General features: G+C 34.8%; 20 protein-coding genes. 15 read left to right on the top strand and 5 right to left on the bottom strand.

Annotated elements, in window-relative coordinates; translation table 11 throughout:
* Positions 1-843 (top strand): 3-deoxy-8-phosphooctulonate synthase, encoded by an 843-nt coding sequence (gene kdsA, locus B0X80_RS16900; protein WP_077342426.1) that lies wholly within the window; start codon positions 1-3, stop codon positions 841-843.
* A 106-nt stretch (positions 844-949) separates the two neighbouring features.
* Here kdsA and B0X80_RS16895 read toward each other — a convergent pair whose 3' ends face one another.
* The 4 genes from B0X80_RS16895 to B0X80_RS16880 form a co-directional block, all read right to left on the bottom strand.
* Positions 950-1786 (bottom strand): spondin domain-containing protein, encoded by an 837-nt coding sequence (locus B0X80_RS16895; RefSeq protein ID WP_077342424.1) that lies wholly within the window; start codon positions 1784-1786, stop codon positions 950-952.
* Positions 1787-1992: 206 nt separating this feature from the next.
* Positions 1993-2400 carry a lysozyme inhibitor LprI family protein gene (locus B0X80_RS16890; RefSeq protein WP_077342422.1) on the bottom strand — a complete coding sequence of 136 codons (408 nt, stop codon included), beginning with the start codon at positions 2398-2400 and terminating at the stop codon, positions 1993-1995.
* Positions 2401-2427: 27 nt separating this feature from the next.
* A complete protein-coding gene (locus B0X80_RS16885) occupies positions 2428-2730 on the bottom strand; it encodes a YciI family protein (RefSeq protein WP_077342420.1) in 303 nt (100 codons plus the stop codon).
* Between the two features lie 38 nt (positions 2731-2768).
* Positions 2769-3311, bottom strand: coding sequence for a septation protein A (locus B0X80_RS16880; RefSeq protein WP_077342418.1), 543 nt, complete (start codon positions 3309-3311; stop codon positions 2769-2771).
* 509 nt (positions 3312-3820) lie between these two features.
* On the opposite strand from B0X80_RS16880, the gene B0X80_RS16875 reads away from it, so the two are divergent.
* The gene (locus tag B0X80_RS16875) at positions 3821-4192 is read left to right on the top strand and encodes a VOC family protein (RefSeq protein ID WP_077342416.1); all 372 of its coding nucleotides are present in this window, start codon (positions 3821-3823) and stop codon (positions 4190-4192) included.
* Between the two features lie 89 nt (positions 4193-4281).
* Here the strand turns inward: B0X80_RS16875 and B0X80_RS16870 are convergent, their stop codons facing one another.
* Entirely contained in the window at positions 4282-6654 is a 2373-nt protein-coding gene (locus tag B0X80_RS16870; protein WP_077342414.1) for a TonB-dependent receptor, read from the bottom strand.
* 246 nt (positions 6655-6900) lie between these two features.
* Here B0X80_RS16870 and B0X80_RS16865 point away from each other — a divergent pair, with 246 nt between their 5' ends.
* From B0X80_RS16865 to tssC, 13 genes are all read left to right on the top strand, one after another.
* Entirely contained in the window at positions 6901-8466 is a 1566-nt protein-coding gene (locus B0X80_RS16865) for an amidohydrolase family protein (RefSeq protein ID WP_077342412.1), read from the top strand.
* Between the two features lie 61 nt (positions 8467-8527).
* Complete coding sequence (locus B0X80_RS16860; RefSeq protein ID WP_077342410.1) at positions 8528-8989, top strand: RidA family protein; 462 nt, start codon at positions 8528-8530, stop codon at positions 8987-8989.
* Positions 8990-9365: 376 nt separating this feature from the next.
* On the top strand, positions 9366-11336 hold the full coding sequence (locus tag B0X80_RS16855) for a serine/threonine-protein kinase (RefSeq protein WP_077342408.1): 1971 nt from the start codon (positions 9366-9368) through the stop codon (positions 11334-11336).
* Positions 11337-11431: 95 nt separating this feature from the next.
* Complete coding sequence (gene tagH, locus B0X80_RS16850; RefSeq protein ID WP_077342406.1) at positions 11432-12757, top strand: type VI secretion system-associated FHA domain protein TagH; 1326 nt, start codon at positions 11432-11434, stop codon at positions 12755-12757.
* Between the two features lie 17 nt (positions 12758-12774).
* Positions 12775-13245, top strand: coding sequence for a type VI secretion system lipoprotein TssJ (gene tssJ / locus B0X80_RS16845; RefSeq protein WP_245825482.1), 471 nt, complete (start codon positions 12775-12777; stop codon positions 13243-13245).
* Positions 13246-13276: 31 nt separating this feature from the next.
* The gene (gene tssK, locus B0X80_RS16840; RefSeq protein ID WP_077342404.1) at positions 13277-14605 is read left to right on the top strand and encodes a type VI secretion system baseplate subunit TssK; all 1329 of its coding nucleotides are present in this window, start codon (positions 13277-13279) and stop codon (positions 14603-14605) included.
* A 25-nt stretch (positions 14606-14630) separates the two neighbouring features.
* Positions 14631-15929: a type VI secretion system protein TssL, long form gene (gene tssL / locus B0X80_RS16835; protein ID WP_077342402.1), complete on the top strand. Its 1299-nt coding sequence runs from the start codon at positions 14631-14633 to the stop codon at positions 15927-15929.
* A gap of 22 nt (positions 15930-15951) precedes the next feature.
* Positions 15952-19485 carry a type VI secretion system membrane subunit TssM gene (tssM, locus tag B0X80_RS16830; RefSeq protein ID WP_077342400.1) on the top strand — a complete coding sequence of 1178 codons (3534 nt, stop codon included), beginning with the start codon at positions 15952-15954 and terminating at the stop codon, positions 19483-19485.
* On the top strand, positions 19467-20183 hold the full coding sequence (tagF, locus tag B0X80_RS16825; protein ID WP_077342398.1) for a type VI secretion system-associated protein TagF: 717 nt from the start codon (positions 19467-19469) through the stop codon (positions 20181-20183). The genes tssM and tagF overlap by 19 nt, the downstream gene beginning before the upstream one ends.
* A gap of 2 nt (positions 20184-20185) precedes the next feature.
* The gene (locus tag B0X80_RS16820) at positions 20186-20962 is read left to right on the top strand and encodes a PP2C family protein-serine/threonine phosphatase (protein ID WP_077342396.1); all 777 of its coding nucleotides are present in this window, start codon (positions 20186-20188) and stop codon (positions 20960-20962) included.
* A gap of 104 nt (positions 20963-21066) precedes the next feature.
* Entirely contained in the window at positions 21067-22179 is a 1113-nt protein-coding gene (tssA, locus tag B0X80_RS16815) for a type VI secretion system protein TssA (protein ID WP_245825481.1), read from the top strand.
* A gap of 44 nt (positions 22180-22223) precedes the next feature.
* Positions 22224-22724, top strand: coding sequence for a type VI secretion system contractile sheath small subunit (tssB, locus tag B0X80_RS16810; RefSeq protein ID WP_077342394.1), 501 nt, complete (start codon positions 22224-22226; stop codon positions 22722-22724).
* A complete protein-coding gene (tssC, locus tag B0X80_RS16805) occupies positions 22724-24214 on the top strand; it encodes a type VI secretion system contractile sheath large subunit (protein ID WP_077342392.1) in 1491 nt (496 codons plus the stop codon). The genes tssB and tssC overlap by 1 nt, the downstream gene beginning before the upstream one ends.
* The last annotated feature ends 36 nt before the right edge of the window (positions 24215-24250 follow it).

Raw genomic sequence — 24250 nt, 5'->3', positions numbered from 1 at the left:
ATGGCGCTATCGTCTATTCAACTAAACAATATTAATATCTCTAATGAGCAGCCGTTTACACTATTTGGTGGAATGAACGTACTTGAATCAAGAGATTTAGCCATGACAATCGCTGAGCATTACGTAGAAATTACTCAAAAGTTGAATATTCCTTATGTATTTAAAGCCTCTTTTGATAAAGCCAATAGATCGTCAGTAAACTCTTATCGTGGTCCTGGTTTAGATGAAGGTTTAAAAATATTTGAAGAAATTAAATCAACCTTTAATGTACCTGTAATTACTGATGTACATGAACCTTACCAAGCACAACCGGTAGCTGATGTTGTCGATATTATTCAATTACCAGCTTTTTTGGCACGTCAAACCGATCTTGTTGTGGCTATGGCAAAAACTAACGCCATTATTAATATTAAAAAACCCCAATTTTTAGCGGCACATGAAATGCGTCATATCATTACTAAGTTCGCTGAAGCGGGTAACGAAAAAATGATTTTATGTGAGCGTGGTAGTTGTTACGGTTACAACAACTTAGTTGTAGATATGTTGGCAATGGATGAAATGAAGGGTTATGCACCCGTTATATTTGATGCCACACATGCACTACAAAAACCAGGTGGTAGAAGTGAATCAGCTGATGGAAGAAGAGCACAAGCGGCTCAGTTAGCCAGAAGTGGTATGGCGATAGGTATTGCTGGTTTGTTCATAGAAGCTCATCCTGATCCTACACAAGCTAAGTGTGATGGTCCATGTGCATTACCCTTAGATAAACTACAACCTTATTTAGAGCAAATGAAAGCGATTGATGATGTCGTTAAAAGTCTCGAGCCTTTAATTACTGGGTAACATCAATTTTATATACAATTACTAAATAAAAAAGGTGATAGAAAGTTCTATCACCTTTTTTAGTTTTTAACCCGAACTTGAGTTATGTAATGTAAGTGTAAAATAATTATGCTTTTACACTGTTTTTACTACGCTTAAAGCCCGCTAGAGCAAATATTCCCATAGCAAATAATCCTGCACTTGCTGGAACAGGTACTTGGTTTACTGTAATACGTGCGACTTCAAAGCCACGTGCTGTAAAGTCAGCCGCTGCCGCATCAATAGAATAACCAGCGGGTGTATTACCACCAAAAATAGATAAACCGCCCGCAAGTACAGTTAGACCAGAGTGTTGGCTAACAACGCCATTTTCGTCTTGTCTCGGTTGTGCATTGGCTCCAGCTAAAAATGGAGAACCGTAGCCTGTATTTAATTCTGTACCAGAGTCCCAAACATTATTACCTAATATTAGAATATCTAAACCAACGAAATTATCGTTAGTATCAAATAACGAATAAGCCATAGCATTATCGTTACCAATAAAAGCATCGTTAGTAGGAATTAACATAGATAAGAAACTAAAATAACCGCTGTCAGTCGAGTTTATGTTAAAAGTAGCAGATGTTGCTGATTCACCAGGCTCAAATACTGGAGCGCCTGCAAAACCTGCGGGTGCAGTTAATACACCTTGTTGTCCGCTTGAATTACTTAATGAAAAATCAGAAACGATACCTGAAACATCTCCACCTTCAGCTAAGGCTTGTAAAGATGCTGAAGCCATTGTACCAGCATCAAAAGAATCAAAAGACCCATCATGAAAACCTAACCAAACTGGCGTTAGTGCTAAACCACCCGCATCAAATAAATTACTGACTTCAACTTCCACTATTGCAGCATTTGCACTGCTCGACAATAAAGCCGTGCTTGCAATAGTTGTTAATATCGCTTTCTTAAATATGTTCATAATAAATTTTCCCAATATGTTTTTATTAATAATTAATGTGAGTAACAATCAATTAACATACTAGAGAGCAACTATCACAAAATTATCACAAAGCAATAACAAAAGATTAAAAGCGAAATAAGGGAGGAGGGGCTGAACAAAAGCATAACGATGAGAGACGTACCATAGCAAGTTAAATAATAAATTCATTAACTTGGTTTCATAAATTACTTAGCAATGCGGCTTAATTCTTTAATTCTATCTCTACTCGTTAATATGTAGCATTCTTTATAGGTTGGAGCTGATACATTTGATGGTAATTCGGCTAAAAACTGCCATTTACAATTGTTATCTCTAAAGGTGACAAAGTTTTTTTGCGAGCGTTTGAACATGTCATATGCTGATTTTCTACCTGTTGTTCTCGCTATTTCTTCAAGAATAAATAATTGATTATTTACCCATGTTTCAAGTTCTCTATCTATTTTAATTTTGACTGTATCTAAACATTGAGAGTATTTACTGTTATTTGTTTCTTTAGATAAACATTTAGCAAAAATAGGATCTTTTGTATCTGCGAACACTAAAGTAGAAGAGAATAAAATAGGTGTAGCTATGGCTATTAATCGTTTTATCATAAGTATTTATTCTCTTCTTTTTATCTTTTAGGCAGGTAATACTTTTTTATAAGGTTTAACCGTTACTTTTTTATAAACACCTGCTGCAATATAAGGATCTACATCAGCCCAAGCTTGTGCCGTTTCTAAATCACTAAACTCAGCAATAACTAATGAGCCAGTAAACCCGGCATCACCGGGATTTTCACTGTCAATTGCGGGGCAAGGACCTGCAACTAATAAACGACCTTCGTTTTGTAAGTTCTTAAGACGTTCAAGATGCTGTTCTCTAACACTCATACGTAATGCTAAACTGTTTTCGATATCTTCACTATAGATTAAATAATACATTGTTGACTCTTTTATTAAGTAAATAAGAAATATAATTGCTAACTATCAGATTCTTCTTTAGGTAAATACTTATATAAGGCGAAAATTGAAGATACTGAAAATACAATCATTAAGCCTGTTAGGCCAAATACTTTAAAGTTAACCCAAATTTCTTGTTCAAAGTTAAAGGCGATATACCAATTTAGTGCTCCACAAAAGGCAAAAAATAACGCCCAACTTAGGTTAAGTTTATTCCAAATATTTTCGGGTAATGTAAGAGACTCGCCTAAAAATTGTTTAATAATATTTTTCTTAAATACATATTGACTCACAATAAGTGCAGCAGCAAAAACACCATTAATAATAGTGACCTTCCATTTCAAAAATGTATCGTCGTGCATCAATATAGTTAGGCCACCAAAAATAGTGATTAAACCAAAAAATATCCAGGTTTTTGTTGGGACTGTTTTACCGCGAACAATATAAAATAAGACCTGAAGTGCTGACATAGCGATTAATGCGCCTGTTGCCCAGTAAATATCAGCTAACTTCCACACAACATAAAAAATTATAAGGGGTAAAAATTCAAAAAAGGCTTGCATATAAATCCGTAGATTTTAAAAGTAAATAGTGAGTCAATTCTAACGAATGATGGGAGATAGGCCAACTGATTAAGTGTTTTTTAAGTAAATATTATAAATATTGGCGTTATTTTCCATAAATATAGAGGGGGAATTTAACTAGAACTTAAAAGTTATGTTTTGATTTTATATAGCAGTTTATAGAATATCTACACTTTAATAAGCTTTTTATATGAAATTAAATGTTAATAATCCGTCAGACTTGTATTTAGTGTTGAAAATACAGTTAGTACCAATCTATTGCTATTAAAGTATTTCAATAAATTGGCACATATAAGAGGGGGAACTTTCAAAGTGTTAGAAAACAATTTTGTAATATTTGCTATTTAATTTTTTATTTATTGTTATTAGTTGGAAATATAACGACTGTTACTCAGGTCTACTACATGGCGTTTATTAACCGGTTATAATTAACCTGTTGTAGTCAGCGACTATTTATTTAAAATATTTATAATAATTAAGGAATACCCATGCTCAGTTATGCAACTATCGGTGTAACCGATTTAGAAAAATCAGAAACTTTTTATAATGAACTTTTAGCTCCTCTTGGTGCTAAAACATTGATAAAAAATGAACGTATTATATTTTTTGGTAAGAGTATGGAAGAGTTAATACTTGCCATTTGTATCCCATATAATGAAAAAGAACAAAACTGCGGTAATGGTAACATGCTTGCTATTTCACCAGGCTCAAAAGAAAAATGTGATGAAATGTACAATAGAGCTATCGCTTTAGGAGCAACTTGCGATGGCGCGCCGGGTCAACGTATTCCTAATGTTTTTTATGGCGCTTATTTTCGTGATTTCGATGGTAATAAAATTGTTTTTAACCACTTCGGTTAACATTAAAATTCAAGCATAATCCAAGGTTATGCTTGATTTTCTATTCGTTTTCATCTTTTTAAATAATATTCTGCTACGTTTCTAATAACCTAAAAACTATAAGTACCTGTAATCGTGTACGTACGCGGTGGGTCAATAGACACCCAATAAGCAAATGCATTGCCGGGTAAATCTTGCGATGTGCGAATAACTTGTTCATCGGTTATGTTTTTCGCTAAAAAGGCTATATTCCACTTCCCGTCAGCTGAATCACTTAAGCCAATTCGAAAATTTAATTTAGCAAACGCATCTTGCTTAGATTGTTCATCAAGGTCTGAAGCTGTATAAAATTCTGAGGAATAATTAACAAATAAATTACTCGATAATAAAATTGACGATGATAATTCATCTTCATAATTTATTGATAAACTTGCAGTAACTTTGGGTGCATAAACGCCACGTCTGCCCGTTAAATTTTGTCCTCTTAATCCTTCAACTTTATCTTGCCACACCGTAGCTACGCCGTTTTCAAAGCTGTCGTATTCAAAATCTAGGTAAGCTGCGCCACCTGATAAAAACCAATAATCGCTTAAAATAAAGGTAAGGTCTGTTTCAAGTCCTTGTACAATAGATTTGGCCGCATTATCAACCACATAACTTTTACCATCCCATGCAGACACTTGCATGTTCTCAAACTTGGTGTAGTAGTAAGCAACATTGATGCGTCCTTTGCCATCTAAAATGTCAGACTTAATACCCATTTCAAATGCTGTTGCTTTCTCATCTTCATATTCAAAAGAATTAGAAGGAGTAACTGCAGGGTTACGATTATTATAAGCCTCGCCAGTAGGAGAGGCAGTACCTAAAATACCCGTGTTATTTAATAAAGTGCCGTCGAATCCACCCCCTTTATTACCAACGGTTGCGCTGGCGTAATACATTAAATTTTTGTTTTCTTGGTAACTTACTTTTAAACTAGGGGATAAGTGAGTTTCATCGCGGTCTTCATTAAGTAAATGATTACCTGCACCAAATGCAGCTAAAATTTGATCAGCTAAACCTAAGGCATTCGCTTCAGGTATGCCAAAATCAGCAGTATAGGTTTTTTGTAACGAGGTAACGGTTTTGTTTTCTTTATCAAAACGTACTCCTAAATCAAATTTTAGCTTTTCATTTACTTGCCAACCTACTGAAGTAAAAGCAGCAACGCTCCATTCATCCATTTCAAAATCAGAAAATAATCCATAACGACTATCAGGAATAGGGGCGGATGGAAACTGATACATATCAGCATTTTGGTTAAGATCTAAATTTTGGCGGGTATAGTACAAACCTACAATGTAATCTAACTCACCGACTTGTGCCTCGGGAGTGACAAAGCGTAATTCTTGAGTGACTTGATCAAAGTTTTCGGTTCTATCAAGAGCAACCCAATTTTGTTCTGAATAAGTAGGATCGTAAGCGTTATTCCAAGTGTAATCTTGATAACTGGTTATTGAGGTGAGGGTATTGTTATTTAAATCGTATTCTAGGGTTAAAACCGCGGTATCGCTTTCAAGATTGTCATTAAAAGGTGATTGATCGCCTGCGGTGTCATCAAACTCTACTCTTTTATCTATTATTGCGTTTGGATCTAACAAAGCGGTAAGCCCCGTTGAGTGGCCTTTATCTATAGCCGCCGCTAATGCGCTGTTGTCTACATAATATTGTCTTGAGCTCAGTTCGAAGTCAGATTCTGAATGTTCAACCTTGATACCAACGGATAGGCCGTTATCAAGTTCACCTTGTAGTGATAGCCTTACGCCTGAATTTTCCTGCCCGTCTATATGATCTACGCCTCTAATTTGGTTATTATCAAGATTGTTCTTGGTAAAACCATTGGTTGTTTTTATAACGCCAGCGATCCTCGCAGACCAATTATCGCTTATTGCGGTATTAAACATTCCTTCAATACTCAAGGTTGAATATGAACCGTAGCTTGCACTGAGCACACCTTCTGTATCATTAATGGCGTTTTTAGTCATGGTTGAAATAACACCGGCTGTGGCGTTTTTTCCAAACATAATACTTTGCGCGCCTTTAAGTACTTCAACTCTTTCTATATCAAAAACTGGCGCTCTCGCCATAATGGCTCGGCCTATATAAATATTATCTCTAAATTGAGCTACTGATTGCTCAAAACCGTAATTAATACCTGCACCTATGCCACGCATATATATTTGGGGCATTGAGCTGGTACTTGATATTTCTACATTAGGCATCATTTCTGACGCGTCAACCAAACTGGTTACATGATTTTTTGTAAGCTGCTCACCCGTGAATGCACTCACAGAAACGGGAACTTCTTGAATGTTTTGTGTTCGTTTTTGAGCTGTTATTTCTATGCGTTCAATATTTGCTGTTTCTTGTGCATAAAGATGAGTAGACATAATAGTTATTATGGTGCTAGATAAAGCTTTGAGTTGAAAGTCTTTTATTTTCATGTTGTTAACATCCCAGTTGGTTGCTTTTCTTTAAACTGACTTAACTTGTCATGTGTTTTAAGCATAGTACATTTATAAATATCTCCATGAATTTTTGTTGATATAATGCTAATTTTTTGAATAAAAAATAAACTATCTTGAATGTGTTGTTTTTATGTCGTTGAAACTTAGGCATGAGTTTTATTAACAACTAAGCTATAAGTATTATTACTACATAGTAAAGTTCATTCGCCATTGAGGGTAAAAATGAAAACATATAAAAGCACATTTATTACATCGCTAGTTATGGTTACATCTATTGGTTTTAGCTCGGTAAGCTTAGCTAATAACTACGATTTAGTGATTAAAAATGGTCGCGTTATCGATCCAGAAACAGGGTTAGATGCAAAAAGATGGATAGGCATTTCAGCAGGCAAAATTACTAAAATATCAACAACATCTATAATAGGTAAAAAAACGATTGATGCGACAGGTTTAGTGGTATCTCCGGGATTTATTGATTTACATGCTCATGGGCAATTATTACCTAACGCACGTTTACAGGCATTTGACGGCGTAACAACCGCATTAGAATTAGAAGCTGGCGTGTTAGAGGTTGATAAGTTTTATAAGAATATCGCCAAAGAAGGAAGACCGATTAACTATGGCGCTTCAGCTAATTGGTCGATGGCGCGTGCTATGGTGTTAGATGGCGCAACCTTTAATGGTGTTCCGGGCGAAGCCTTAGGAGTGTTTTCTTTACCTAACTGGAGTAGAAACCTTGCGACAAAAGCACAGCAAACTGAAATTATTAACCTAGTTGAAAAAGCCATAAATGCTGGCGCACTAGGGGTAGGTATTCTGGCAGGGTATAGTCCCAACTCGAATAGAAAAGAATATTACCAACTACATAAATTAGCCGCTAAATATAACGTTTCTACCTTTAATCACATACGTTTCGCCAGTACACAAGAACCTAAAAGTGCTTTTGAAGCTTATCAAGAATTAATTTCTGCTGCCGCAAGTACAGGTGCTCATGCACATATTTCTCATTTAAATAGCACCAGCGCTCGCGATATAGAAGACGTGGCCGAACTTGTACTTAATGCACAAAAACAAGGAGTAAAAATATCAGTTGAAGCTTACCCTTATTCTGCCGCAAGTACGGCTATAGGTGGGCAAATGTTTCGTGGCGAACATTGGAAAGAACGCTTAGGTAATGCGAGCGAAACAGACTTCTCGTTTAACGGAAAACAGCTAACTCCAACCAGTTTTAAAGAGCTACAAGATAACAGTCCTCGATCTATCATTATCTTCAACTATTTAGACCCTGAGCATTCGGAATCTGATCAACACTTATATGAAATTTCTCAGTTATTTCCTAATGGAGCGGTAGCCTCTGACGGAATGCCGATAATGGATGCAACAACCCATAGAATGATTTTTGGTGATGTTTGGCCATTACCTGAAAGCGCTCAAACTCACCCTCGATCAGCAGGTAGTTATTCGCGTTTTATTCTTCAGTTTGTTAAAGAAAGTAAAAAAATATCATTAAGTGAAGCCATCAGAAAAATGTCGTTAATACCTGCACAAATACTAGAAACAAGTGTTGAACAAATGAAGTTTAAAGGTCGTATTCAAGAGGGAGCCGATGCAGATATTGTTATTTTCGATTTTGCTGAATTTACCGACAGAGCAACCTTTGCGAAACCCACATTAACGTCTAAAGGGATGGATACCGTTATTGTTAATGGCACACCTATTATTGAAAATGGAATATTAATTCGAAGCGCCATGCCAGGTAAGGCGATTAGAAGGCAAATAAAATATTAAGAAACATCATGGTGGTATCATATTTTAATCGCCATCAACACATAATAAAAAGGGATATAAAATGAAAAAACTATCAATAGCGATTAGCCTAATGACACTTTTATTTACACCGCACCTTTATGCAAGTTCAAAAGCTAACGTAGAGTTCTTAAATTCAGGCAGTGTATTTGCTAAATCGTCAAATATGCCATTTTCAGAAGCTGTTAGGGTAGACAATACCTTGTATATTTCAGGGCAACTGGGCATAACACCCGGAACACTTTCATTAGTTGAAGGCGGTATAAAAGCCGAAGCTAAACAAACGATGAACAACATTAAAACCATACTCAAAGCTCACAACCTAACCATGAAAAACGTTGTTAAATGCACCGTTATGCTGGCTGATATGGCTGACTGGCCAGCGTTTAACGAGGTTTATCAATCATTCTTCAGTAAGCCATACCCAGCGCGAAGTGCTTTTGGTACAAATGGTTTAGGCTTAGGTGCAAAAACTGAAGTGGAATGTATGGCTGCGTTTTATTGATTACTAAACTTATTTTATTCATGGCAGGTAAAGCTACTTTTCTCGTGTTTTTTTAATTTCAAGACTGTTTTTATATAGAGGAAAATATTGGTGATTTTCCTCTATATTTGGGGCTTTAAAATACGGAAAGTATAATGAAATATGAGAATAAACAGCACTATTGTAGGCAATAATTAATTGCAAAATCAAAACATAAATTTAAAAAAATAATATTTTGGATGTATAGCAATAATTTCAGGCTAAACGGAACCTCTTTATAGTCTTGACAAATTTTTATTGAAATTTAAAGATTTAAATAGCACAATACTGGCCTATTTATAATAGGCTCTAAAATAGATTTTTCCAGCCTTTAACTAAGCAATAGAAGTACCTTTATATGGACATAAATGATTCTGAATCATCTAGTATTGATGATAAAACTCTCGTTGCAGGAGTTGATACAAATCCCAAAACCACAGAAATCAACTTAATCGGAAAGTGTTTAAAAGAACGCTATGTCATCGAGTCCAAGCTTGGTAGCGGTGGCATGAGTGACATATATCGCGCTAAAGACTTAAAGCTTGAATCTGCTGGTGTTGCGGAACCTTATGTAGCTATTAAAGTATTATTGCAGCAATTTTCGGCTACTCCTGAGGCTAAACAAGTTTTAGTTAAAGAAGCTCACCAAACCCAACAATTATCTCATCCAAATATTATTAGGGTCTATGATGTAGACTCTCAGGATAACTTCCATTTTATTATTATGGAATGGTTAGACGGTGAAACTTTAGAGCAAGTTATTAAACGTTCTAAACCTTTAGGTATACCTTTTAAAGGTGCTTATAAAATAGTAGAACAAATAGCGAATGCATTAAGTTATGCGCACAATCTTGGTATTGTTCATACCGATTTAAAACCTTCAAATATTATTTTGACGAGGAAAGGCGATATTAAAGTTTTTGATTTTGGTGTTGCCCAATCGTTTCAATTAAACATTGATAAGTATGCCTTACAAAATCATGAACAATTATCTCCATTGAGTGGATATACTCCAGCTTATGCAAGCTATGAACAACTTAAAGATAAACCACCTTGTGTAGCAGATGACGTTTATGCATTCTCTTGTGTTGTTTATGAGCTTTTATCAAGTAAACATCCTTACCAAAGAATTACTGCAGATAAAGTAGATATTAAAAGCACTCATCTTGCTAAACCATCAAACTTAAGTTGGTATTTATGGCCAAGCCTGAAAAAAGGCTTAGCTTTACATAAAGCGGAACGAAGTAAAAATATCAATGAAATACTTAACGGTTTATCAAAACAATTATGGCCAAAGTTAGCTATAAGTGCTGTAGGCGCTATTGCAATTTTTGTTTTCGTGCAAACTTATTTAGTTAAACAAAAGTCGATAGATGATTTATCCGCACAGATTGCGTTAGCTGAAAAATATGATAAAGAGAGGAAAGCTTTTGAAGCACTTTCTTCTTCAGAAGTGCTTTCCACTTTAGAAAGTATTCCTTCAGAATATAAATTATTTAAGCAGGGCTTATTAAGAGAGCATCGAGCAGATATCATTGATGTAGTTGAAAAGCGTATTATGAATGTTCCTAATAAAACGAATAGTGTTTATAAAAATTATGGACAAATTGAAGTCATAATAAACGATGCGTTAGCTATTTTTCCTGACTCTTTTCGTCTTCAGCAATTACAAAATGAAATACAAATAAATCGTCAAGCAACTACAGATGCGCTATCTGGGCGTTTGAATTTATTATTAACACAAGGACGGTATGGCGAGGCTGGTGATAACGATATAGAAGCAATTATTCAAGATTTGCTTTACATTAATCCTTATTTTAAATTTCAACCTAATATTGATGCATTTAATTTATACCGAACTAATTTTGATGCTGCTGTTAACCTACATGACGCAAGTAAAATAAGTGAATTGATAAAAGTAGGAGAGTTAGCGTTTAATCACTATGAGGATGCAGAGCCTTTATTAATTTTTGGTAAAAAGATGGAAGCTTCAGTTAACTCCCTTGCAAATTTCAAGAAAAATATGATTGAAGGAAAAAATCCTACTTATCCGTATGAGGCTGCAAAGTTCTTTTATAAAACGACATTTGATGAGTTCAACGATAAATTTACCGATATAACCACTTATAAAGAATTAGAAATACTTGATGAAAGTGTGATGAGATTAGCAGCACAAATACCAAAAGGTTTTGAGCCTTTAATTGCTATTGAGAAAAAATTAGCAGCTTCTTATTTAAGTTTTGCCAATATATCAATGGAAAAGAAACAGTTTAAAACTGCACAAAAACTGGTTAAAAGGGGGAATGAATTATATAAAATGTTCGATTGAACGTAATGCTTTTAAAGTCATTTTTTGTATGTGTTTTTATCAATGTTTTGGCTTGATTTAGCCGAACACTAATTTTGTATAGGTTGTTTAAGTAAATGGAATTAATTTTTGAAATTGTTAGCTATCACCGTCTTTCACCTGAACAAATATCGAAAAAATCGATAAAAGATTCAATAACCCTTGGGCGCTCTGAAAACAATGATTGGCATTTACCTGATCCTGAAAAAGTTGTTTCAGGCGTACATGCAAAGGTAGAGCGACAAGTCGATGGCTTTTTTATTTATGACTTGTCGACTAATGGCTTATTTATTAATAGGTCTGTTGAAGCTTTAGGTAAAGATAAAGCACATAAACTCGCGCAGGATGATTTACTCACCTTTGGTGATTATGAGGTTTCAGTTACATTAGTTGAGCAACAAAATTCTCTTAATTCTAATGACATTTCACATCAAACGCCTATAGATAATTATGTTCCTGAAGAGTTAGCTTCTTCTGAAATACAAGGTATTAATAGTGTAAAACTTGCAGACGACTTATTTTCACTCGATACAAATACAGTTGAATCGATGCCTGTTGTAAATAATAATTTAGATGACTACTTTGAAGCCCCTCAATCGATCCCTGAAGAGTGGGATGAAGATTTTTTAAACATTAGCTCTACTAAAACAACATCTATTCCATCTATTGACCTAGAAACTGCTGTGCATCAACCAGTTAAACAACACACACCAGAAGCTGTGCCACAAAAAGTGCATCAAAAAGTAGCCTCAACCCCTCAAATGACTTTTGAAGAGCCTATTGTGAAAAAGCCTGTATTGCAGAGTTCGACATTGGCCTCAAATACAAGTGGTCAACAAGCATTTTTAGAAGGTTTAGGTGTTTCACCTGATATGACATCTGATACTGTGACGGATCAGCTAATGCATGAAATGGGTGAATGTATGAAGCTAATGTTATTAGGGCTTATGGAATCATTAAGAAATCGTTCTAACCTTAAAAATGAATTTAGAGTTAATCAAACAACTTTTCAGCAAAAAGAAAATAACCCTCTAAAATTTTCAGCTTCGATTGATGATGTATTTCAAAACTTATTTTTACGTAAAAGTACAAGCTTTTTACCTGCACATAAAGCTGTTACTGAAGCGTTTAATGATACAAAAAAACATGATATAGCATTAACGGCAGGTGCATTAGGGGAAATTAAAGGTATCTTAAGTCAACTTGATCCTAATGGAATCGAAAATAGAGACTTGAATGACTCTGTATTGGATAATGTTTTACCGGGCCATAAACAATTAAGGTATTGGAAATTATATAAAACATTACATTCGGATATAACAAATGAAATATCCAATCAAGGAAGCTCGGCTTTGTCAGATGATTTTGTTAGAGCATACGATAAGAAAATTAATTCTTTATAGATTAGTTAGGTAAAAAAATGATTTTAAAAAAAATATTATGCGTTATTGGTTTTATTGTTAGTGCGGTTATTTTAACAAGTTGTGCAACAATTAATGCAATAGTACCACCTTCAACAGATTTAACGTTTAACGTATCAGAAGATATTAATCCTGATAAAAGTGGTAGAGCTTCTCCCGTTGTGGTTAAGGTCTTTGAATTATCTTCACGCACTATTTTTGATACTCAAGATTTTTTTACTTTGTATGAGTCACCTGAAAAGATCTTAGGCCCTGACTTATTAAAAAAAGATGAATTAGAGTTACAGCCTGAACAATTAAAAGAACATAAAATGGTACTTAATAAGAACACTCGATATATTGGTTTTGTTGTTGCGTATCGTAATATTGATGGTTCAAGATGGCGGGCAGTTGTTGAAGCTGATCCTACTGGGTATAAAAATATAACGTTAAATATAGAAAAATTAGCAATTTACCCAAGCAATAAGTAATTAATAAAATTAGCAATAATTAGGGAAGGTTATGAGTGATTTTAGCCCCGTTGCCTGGACTGAAGGAATGTTTTTACGTCCTCAACACATGCAGCAACAAGAAAGATATTTACAATTTCAACATTCTAGAATTAGAGACCGTATTAATCCATTAGCTTGGGGAGTTTATAGTTTTGAAGTTGATCACCGTTTACTTTCTTTAGGGCAATTTGGCCTAGATAACATAGAGTGTATTTTTCAAGATAACACATTAGCCATATTACCTGAGCAAAATCCATTACCTGACGCTATTACTATACCGGCAACGACAATTAATCAATTGGTATATATAGTTTTACCTATAAATAAAAGTACAGGTTTAAATATATCTGATGTTTCTGATAATCAAATAACGCGTTACTTTTACAACGACCATAACATTATAGATACGAGTGTTGGCTCTGATGCTATGGAAGTCTTACAGATAGGAAAGCTTCACTGTAAGTTAAAGTTAGAAAATGAAGACAGATCTGGCTATGTTTCTATTGCTATAGCAAGAATTATTGATGTGTCAGATGAAGGAGTTATTAGACTTGATAATAAGTTTATTCCATCTTGTGTTACTATCGAAAAAATTAAAGGATTAACAAATCTTGTGAAAGAAACTCAAGGTATGATCCAACAAAGAGCTGAAGCTATTGCTGCTCGATTAACTCAGTCGCAAGGTGTTTCGAGCTCAATTTCTGATTTTTTAATGTTACAGTTGTTAAATAGATATCAACCTATTTTTGAACATCTAGGTAGCCTTTTAGGTGTTCATCCAGAAAAATTATATGCTAATTTAATTAGTTTAGCTGGTGAACTCGCAACTTTTAGTTCGCCGAGTAAACGTCCACCTAAATTCCCTAAATATCAACATGATAATTTGACTCACACCTTTAGCAAAGTCATGCTTAATATGAATCAAAGTTTAAGTAGTGTATTAGAACAAACGGCATTGGAGTTACCATTAGAGAAAAGTAAATACGGTATTCACTTTACGCCTTTACATGATAAAAGTTTGTTAGATAGCGCTGATTTTATTATTGCGGTTAGTGCTGCCTTACCTTCGAACGAAATTAGAAAACGCTTACCAGCTCAAATCAAAATAGGATCAGTTGAAACGATAAGAGAATTGGTTAATAGCCAATTACCAGGTATTGGTATTATTGAGTTAGCTACAGCTCCTAGACAAGTGCCTTACCACTCTGGTTATCATTATTTCCAGTTAGATAAAACAAGCAAAAATTGGTTTAAATTAAAAGATAGTGGCGGAATAGCTATGCACTTATCAGGTAATTATCCAGATCTTAAAATAGAGCTATGGGCTGTGAACGGCTAATAATAAAAACATTAGGGATGATATAATGAGTGATCAAACGATCGTCAAGCCACGACCAGGAAGAGGCGCGGCTTCACAAAAAAATACAGAAAGTAAACGAAACGTTGCTAATAGTGCACGTACTGTCGTTCAAGAAGCAAAACCTGATTATCGTAATCAAAATACATTACTTGCTATGTCAGGTAATCCAATCGTTGATAGTGCTGGCACATTATTATCTATTTGTATTAAATTAAGAGATTCAAAACACAACGATGATGTTGATGCGCTTAAAGTTCAGTGTATTGAGCTTATTAAACATTATGAGCAATTGCTTAGAACGGCTGACGTTCATCCTGATGATATTCAATCAGCACGTTATTGTTTATGTAGCTTTGTTGATGAAGTTGTTTTAACTACGCCTTGGGGACAACAAAGTGAGTGGGCGGCTAATAGCTTATTGTCTACTTTTCATAACGAAACTTTTGGTGGTGAACACTTCTTTACTTTACTGGAAAATACACTCCAGTACTCGTCTGAAAAATACCGTTTATTAGAGCTGATGTATTTATGCATAACGCTTGGCTTTGTCGGAAAAATGAAGCTTGAGCCTCAAGGTGCCCAAAAACTGGAAGACTTAAGAGATAAAGCTTATCACGCTGTTCAAGCATTTAAAGGCGAATTAAACCGAGATCTTTCACCTGGGTGGCGCGATAAAGTTGCCCAAGATGAAGGTTTTGAACAGCCTTTTCCATTATGGGTGATAGGTGCGCTTTTAGGCGTTGTTATGCTATTTATTTATATGGGCTTTAGTTACAGTATTAATAATTACTCTTCTAGCGTTTATAAAAATTTAGTGACTTTGGTACCTTGGGAGAAGACTGACGATAATGCTGCAGGTAGTATTAACCGTGATGAAGCACTAATGTTACAACAATTACTTCAAACTGAAATTAGTCGTAATTTATTAGAAGTTGAACAACTTACTGATCGTGTTCGTATTAGAATTGGTGCAGGAGTGCTTTTCGCTAGTGGTAGCACTCAACCTCGAGTCGATTTTGAAACTGTTTTAGCAAAAATAGCACGCACACTTGAAGGAACTAAAGGTAAAATTTTGATCACAGGGCATACTGACGACGAGCCTATCTTTACGACTAAATACCCATCAAATTGGCATTTATCGCTAGCTAGAGCTACTTCAATAGGTAATTTCCTAGCTAATAATGCTTCTTTAAGTGGGCGCTTATGGCCTGAGGGAAAAGGTGAAACAGAGCCTCGAACTTCAAACACAAGTGAAGAGAATCGTGCGTTAAATAGAAGAATTGAAATAGACTTGTTGTTCTAGCTTCAATACAAAGGAATTGTAAATGTCGTTTAAAAAATTTATAAAAATATTTAAATCCCAACTGGTAATTACCATTTTGGGTTTCATTTGTTTAGCTTTACTTATTTGGTTTGGAGGACCTCTCTTAGCAATTGCTGGTTATGAACCATTAATAAGTATATCCGCAAGAATTATCTTTTTATTACTTATTATTATTGTGTGGGGAGGCATTAAATATACTCATAAAGCAAAAGATAAAAAACAGAATGAAGCTATGGTTAATAACTTGATCCATGGTGAGGATAACGTACAAGAAAACACTTCTGATGAAGCTGTTAAAGGTGAAATAGATGTATTGCATAAAAAGATGGTGCAAGCATTAGATATATTGAAAAATACAAAATTTTCAGATAATAAGAATATCTACGATTTACCTTGGTACATTATGATTGGTCCCCCAGGTTCGGGTAAAACAACTGCTATTCATCACTCAGGTTTAGAGTACCCATTAAAAGAAAAAATGGGTATTGATATGATTGAAGGTGTAGGCGGAACAAGACATTGTGATTGGTGGTTTACTAATAAGGCTGTGTTAATCGATACCGCGGGTAGATACACTACGCAAGATAGTCATTCCAAACGTGATTCAAGAGCTTGGCAAGGCTTCCTCGGTTTATTGAAAAAGTTTAGACCGCTACGTCCTATAAATGGCGTGGTGATTACTATGGGAATGGCTGAGCTTTTAAATCAAACTAAAACAGAAAGAAATTTACACGCAAGAGCAATAAAGCAGCGTTTACAAGAACTTCAAAATCAATTAAATATGACGTTTCCTGTTTATGTCCTATTTTCCAAGTCTGATTTAATTGCCGGTTTTAACGAGTTTTTTGATGATTTTACCAAGGAAGATTGTGAACAAATTTGGGGGGTAACTTTTCCTTTAGAAGTAGGAGAAGATGAAGAAAGTATTGTGAGTACTTTTAATAAAGAGTTCCATACCTTACTAACTAATCTTAATTCACGTATTAACATTAGATTAAAGAATGAGCGTGATCTTGATCGTCGTTCATCTATTTATGAATTTCCAAAACAACTAAGGCTTTTACAAAGCGCTGCAGATGACTTTTTAAAAGAAATATTTTCGCCTAATGCTTATGAAGAAGCACCATTACTCCGGGGGGTATATTTAACAAGTGCGACTCAAGAAGGTATACCTATTGATCACCTATCTTCTCAAATTTCAACTGGTGTCAAAGCTGAGAAGAAGTCGGCAGCGATTAAGCATCAAAGAAGCTATTTTATTAAACGTTTACTTGAAGATGTTATTTTTCCTGAGAAGAACTTAGCTTCTATTAATCGTCAGCATGATAAACAGAATGTTTTATTAAGACGTGCAACTATTGCCGTGTCATCCATAGTAGCTGTATTTTTTACTTATGCATGGTGGTCAAGTTACGACTGGAATAGTCAACTAGTTGATCGTACTAAAGCTTCAATTGAAAATTATCAAGAAGTTACTTCTGGTGGCTTAAGTCCAGAATCTGAAATTATTACTTTAACAAAAGGTCTATCTACTCTTAGAAATTTACCTGTGGGTTATGCTAATGAAGAAATTCCTGATGCTCATACTCTTGGTTTATATCAAGGGGATAAATTTAAACAACCAGCGACTGAAGCATATAAAAGAGCTTTAGAAGTTTACTTATTACCATATCTGATGAAATCCCTTAGCCGTGATATGCAAGATAATGCAATGCATTTAAATTATTTATATGAGACTCTTAAAACCTATTTGATGCTTTATCAAACAGATTATTATCAAGAGGATAATGTGAAAATATGGTTTTCAGCTTATTTAGATCGTCATGTTCCAGGGGAAATTAATGCCGATATTCGTACTCAATTAAATGAGCATTTATCGACCATGCTGGAAATGAATATAAGAGGAAACGATTATAATAAAGAAGTTGTTGCTCAAGCTCGACAAGATTTGACTATGCTGCCTTTAGTAGAAAGAGCATATCAGCGTTTAAAAAGTGATTTTAGTGATAGTAGTATTCCTGATTTTAAACTGGTTGATATTCTAAGTTTAGAAAGTTTACGAGCATTTACCTTTTTAAGTGATAGAACATTTAATCGTGGTATTCCAAGCTTATATACTTTTAATGGTTTTCATGGGATTTTCAATATTGAGAAAAACAGAATCGTTAAACGTTTGATTGAAGATAGCTGGGTATATGGCGATGATTTAAGAGATCTTGATGAAAGTACAAAAGCTCAGATAACCGTTCAATTAGAAGCAAAATATATCCGAGACTATATTTTTTATTGGGAAGACTTATTAAGTGATTTAAATGTTAAGTCTTTTAATACATTAGAGGGAGCACATGAGATTACTTATGCGTTAACAAGCCCTGATGCACCTATAAAAAGTATTATTGCGGCGGTTCAAAAGAACGTTCAGTTAACAAAAGTTCCATTATCTAAAAATGGTGAAGCTGCAGCAAAAATCGCTAAAAGTGCGTCAGATGTTCTTTTTCAATCTAAGAAGTCTAGAATTACTCGTTTATTACCTGATGATCAGATTGAAGTAGAGATTGATTTACCCGGTAAGGATGTTGAATTAGCTTTCGCTGATTTATTGTCAATTGATTTAAAAGAACTAGATGATATTCAAGGTACATTACGTTCAATCGAGCGTAACTTATCTAAAGTGATTTCTTCAACAGATTCAACAAAATATATGAATCAAAGTCTAGAAAGTCAATTTTTAACTTTAGGTAATACGTTAAATGAACAAATAGCTAATGCACCATTTCCTATCTTTAACTGGTTAGATGGTATCGCGGCTGAAACTAAAACTTTTGCTAAAACAAACCAAAATCAACGTTTAAATGGAATATGGCAATCAAGTGTACTTGCTGAATATAAACGAGCTATTAGTCGACGATATCCATTTATTAGAAGTTCTTCACGAGAAGTAAGAATCAACGATTTTACGCGTTTCTTTGGATATGGTGGAACTTTAGATAAGTTTTGGAAAAAATACTTAGATGAACATGTCGATACAAGTAAAAAACCATGGAGGTTTACTAAAGATATAGGTATTAGCAAAAAGATACTTACAGTTTACCAAGAAGCAGAGTTGATCAGAGAAGCTTTTTTTCAGTCTGGTCAAAAAGAACCATTAATAGGCTTTAGTTTAGAGGCTAGTTCTCTTGATAAAAACGTAAGTCAAATTATGATCGAAATAGACGGTCAGAAGCTAAGCTACCGACATGGACCTACAAGAAAAGAAGAGTTTATTTGGCCTGGCCCTAGTGTGAATAGCGAAACTCGAATATCTTTCACACCGCCAAATGGCGGAAGATCTATCAATAAAAAATATGTTGGCGAGTGGTCTTTATTTAAATTTTTTGATGATTTGAATAATAGCCGTCCAGAAACCAAAAAAGATGGCCTTTTGAAAATAGCTTTAAGTGGTTATAACGCTGAAATTCAATTTGTTGCTAATAGTGTAAATAATCCATTTGCAATGGTTAACTTGGAGCGTTTTTCATGTCCAGAGAACCTATAGAAACAATAGGTTTTTGTGGCAAAATCCCATCTAAAGGGGATTTTGTTCAAAGTAACTTCAATAGTGATTTTTTAAAACATTGGAATGAGTGGCTACAGGCCGTTATTGCCGTGAGTAAAGAGCAATTAGGACAAGACTGGTTAAATTGTTATTTAACTAGTCCTATATGGCATTTTTCATTGTCTCCTGAAGTGTGTTGTGAATCATCGATAATGGGGACATTAATTCCAAGTGTTGATATTGTTGGCAGGCACTTTCCTTTTACTGTGGCGATTGAACATAATAACACTGCAGTAGGAGCTTGGCATGAAAATGATTGGACCGAAAATGCTGAGCCTATTGTTTTAGAAGTGCTTGAAGATGATTTCAATTTGAACGCTTGGTTTGAAAAATTGAGCCTTAAAATATCAAATATATCCATTAAGAAAACGACTTTTTCAACTCAAGAAAGTGACGATAAAATTAAAAAAGCTTGGGTTGTTCAGGGAAGTATGTCACCTGAGGTTTTAGATTTACTGCATTTACAATATAGCCAGAACTATGGGGCTTACAGTATTTGGTGGACGTTAGGATCAGAGTTCGTTGAACCTTGTTTTATTGTAACAGATGGATTACCACAAGTTAGCCAATTTGTAGCCATGCTAAACGGTGAATGGCAAACATACAGTTGGAATACCAGCGAAATTATTAAAGGATAGTAATGTTTCAATCTAGTCATGCGCAAACGCACCGAGGTACGGTTAGAAAGATAAATGAAGATGCTTTTTTAGAACGACCAACACAAGGTGTATGGGTCGTAGCTGACGGCATGGGAGGGCATGCTGCTGGTGATGTAGCTAGTCAATTGGTTATAGACACTATATTGAAATCTATAGAGTACTTGTCACTTGATGAAATAACCACCACTGTAATTGTTCAGTCTCTTAAAGAAAGTAATGCTATGTTACAGCAAATGAGCAAGACACAATTCTCAGGAAAAGTAGCTGGCAGCACAGTTGTTATCTTGTTGATTAAGGATGATTATTACCATCTATTATGGGTAGGGGATAGCCGAGGATATCTACTTAGAGAAGGTGTATTACAACAAGTAACTAAAGATCATAGTCAAGTAAATGATATGGTTGATGAAGGTGTTATATTAGCTAAAGATGCAGAAAGTCATCCTTTAGCTAACGTAATTACACGTGCTGTAGGCGTTGATAGTGAACTCAATGTAGACATAAAGTCAGATAAGTTAGAGTTAGGTGATGTATTTTTATTGTGTAGCGATGGACTTAATAAAGAAGTGAGTGATAAAGAAATTGAAAAGGTTTTGCAACCTGGAAATATAATTGATGCTGGTATGGCTTTGATGCACGCCTCTTTAGTGAGAAACGCCCGAGATAATGTTACTTGTATTTTAATTAAAAATAAAAGCGATACCGACAATATGTCTGAGGATTCTGATTCGGATGCGACTATCCCGCTATTCGTATAAAAGATATTGCTATCAATAATTGTATCGTTTATTATTGCGGCAGAATAACTCAGTATTATTATAATTACTGGTTAAAAAGTAAGAATTTCAAGGAAGAAATAAGATTGAATTCGTCTATTTTCGAGATTACTGATCTCACACAGCCTATTTCTAATGATGCCCCTACAGGAGTTGATCCAAGGGAAGACGTCACTCCAAATTCTAATTATTATCTCCTTAAAGAAATTCGAAATACCGCCCGAGCTAAAGAACGCAAAGCTCTTATTGATGAAGACAACGTGCAAGCTATTGCAACAGATTGGCGGCCTATCATTGAACAAGTCCCTGAAATTTTAAAAAATGATTGTAAAGATTTAGAGTTAGTTGCTTGGTTAATTGAAGCATTATGCCGACTAAATGGTTTTAAAGGTTTAACTGTTGGTTTTACTTTAGCTCATGAGTTGATTGAGCAATATTGGGATGAGCTTTATCCAACACCTGAACCAGAAGATTTAGCTGAAAGATTAGCCCCTCTTATTGGCCTAAATGGTATTGAAAGTGAAGGCTCATTAATTCAACCGATTAAGTCCATTTATATCACTGATGGTCAATCTGAAGGACCTTTTTCAACATGGCAGTATGAACAAGCCATAGATGTAGATAGATTAGATAAAGAAAAACAAGCCAAGAAAATTGAATCAGGATCCATTGCTTTAGAAGATGTTGAATTATCTATTAAAGAATCTGCAGATAGTTTTTTTATTGAATTAAATAACGATATTAATAATGCTATAGAAGCTTTTTCAATGCTTTCAAGATCTATGGATAAAGCAATGTTGGGGCAACCTCAGCCAACAAGCTACATTAGCCAATGTTTGAAAGTTTGTTCAAATTCAGTCCAGCATATAGCTGCTGATATCTTAAAAAAATCTAATACTAGCGAAATGAATAATGACACAGAGTCTACAGATGAAGCCGTTGGTTCTGAAGAAAATAAAGGTCATTTTGAATCTAATATTACTCAACAAATGAATTCTAGAGTTCAAGCGATTGAGCAGCTAGGTTTAGTTGCAGAATTTTTTAGAAAAACCGAACCTCATTCCCCAATGTCTTATGCCATTGAACAAGTTGTTCGATGGAGTAGTTTAAGTTTACCTGAATTACTTCAGGAGCTTATAACTGACGGAGATGCAAGGAATGGTTACTTTAAATTGTCAGGAATTAAAACTGAAGAATAAAGCAGTGTTGTACTGCTCAAAACTAGTTATTGAAAGGAGATCACATGGGTATACATGATAAGTTAAAAAGAGTCAGAAAACCTCGAGTTCACATCACATATGATGTTGAGACAGAGGGAACTGTAGTAAAGAAAGAGTTACCTTTTGTTATAGGTATAACTGGTGATTTTTCTGGTCACAATAAAGCCAATCTTAAACCATTAAAAGACCGACGTTTTGTGCAAATTGACAGAGATAACTTTGATGATGTTCTAAATAGAATGAATCCTAAGTTAGATATCGCTGTTGAAAATACATTGTCGGATGACGATACAGAGTTAAAAGTTGGATTAAACTTTAATTCGTTAAGTGACTTTGAGCCAGCTGCAATTGTTAATCAAGTTGAGCCGCTTAAAAAACTAATGGAAACTAGAAATAAACTTCGCGATTTAATGACAAAAGTCGATCGTTCTGAAGATTTAGAAAATATTCTAGAAGATGTTTTAAGTAATACCGCGAGTTTAGATAAATTAGCCGGTGAACTAGACATTAAAGGAGCTGAATAATGAGCACGGAAAGTGAAGTATTAGATCAATCTGCCGCGGAAGAAACAAGTCTATCAATTTTAGATCAAGCGATAGGTGCAACTAAGCAAACTGAATCTTCAAGAGCAGAAGAGTTAATCCGCTCTTTAACTGAAGAAGCATTAAAAGGTACTGTTCAATGGAACAAAAATTTAACAGTAACTTTTAATCAAGCCATTAAAGTTTTAGATGAAACTATCTCAAGCCAACTTGCTGCTATTATGCACAATGATGAATTTCAAAAGCTAGAAGGTAGCTGGAGAGGGCTTCATCATACTGTTCAAAATTCAGAAACTAATGCAACATTAAAAATTCGAATGATGAACTTAAGTAAACAAGAGCTTCATAAAGATTTAAGTAAAGCGGTTGAGTTTGATCAAAGCCAAATCTTTAAGAAAATTTACGAAGCTGAATTTGGTACACCCGGTGGCGAACCTTATGGTTGTGTTGTGGGTGATTATGAATTTTCAAATCATCCTGCTGATGTTGAAACATTATCATTAATGTCGAACGTTGCTGCAGCGGGTTTTTGTCCATTTATTTCAGCTTCTGGTTCTTCATTATTTGGTTTTGATGATTGGACAGAGCTTAGTAAGCCTAGAGATTTAGAAAAAGTATTTGAATCATTAGAATACACGAAATGGCGTTCATTTAGAGAAAGTGATGATTCTCGTTTTGTAACATTAACTATGCCTCGTGTTTTAGCTCGACTTCCTTATGGCCATGCAACAAGTCCTGTTGAAGAGTTTAGCTATGAAGAACTTGAGCTTGATGAAACAGGTACCCGTTCAAAAACGACTAAGCATGACAACTATTGTTGGATGAATGCTTCGTACGTAATGGCGACAAATATGGGACAAGCGTTTAGTAAATACGGTTTTTGTACTGCAATACGTGGTGCTGAAGGTGGCGGTAAAGTTGAAGGACTTCCTGCGCACGTATTTACAAGTGATGATGGTGATCCAGATCTTATGTGCCCAACTGAGATTGGTATTACAGACAGAAGAGAAGCTGAGTTAAGTAAATTAGGTTTCTTACCATTATGTCACTATAAAAACACAGATTATGCAGTGTTTTTTGGTTCTCAAACATGTCAAAAACCACCTACATTTTCTTCACATGATGCAACAGCAAATGCAGAAATATCAGCGCGTTTACCTTACTTAATGGCAACTTCTCGTTTTGCTCATTACTTAAAAGTTATGGCCAGAGATAAAATCGGTAGCTTTATGGAAGCAGAAGATGTTGAAGCTTGGTTAAATCGTTGGATCTTATCTTTTGTTAACGCATCAGAAGGCGGCGGACAAGATATTAGAGCTAAATATCCTTTGGCTGATGCTAAAGTGGAAGTAAAGGAAATTCCTGGACAACCTGGTAGTTACAATGCTGTAGCATGGTTACGTCCATGGCTGCAAATGGAAGAGTTAACAGCATCTCTAAGATTGGTCGCTAAAATACCAAGCATTGGTTAATGTTAATTATTTTTTATAAATCTATATGGATATAGA

It is taken from the genome of Pseudocolwellia agarivorans (assembly GCF_002000085.1).
GTDB lineage: Bacteria > Pseudomonadota > Gammaproteobacteria > Enterobacterales > Alteromonadaceae > Pseudocolwellia > Pseudocolwellia agarivorans.
The sequence above is the reverse complement of the archived record's forward strand: the minus strand, read 5'-3'. Positions and strand labels throughout refer to the sequence as shown.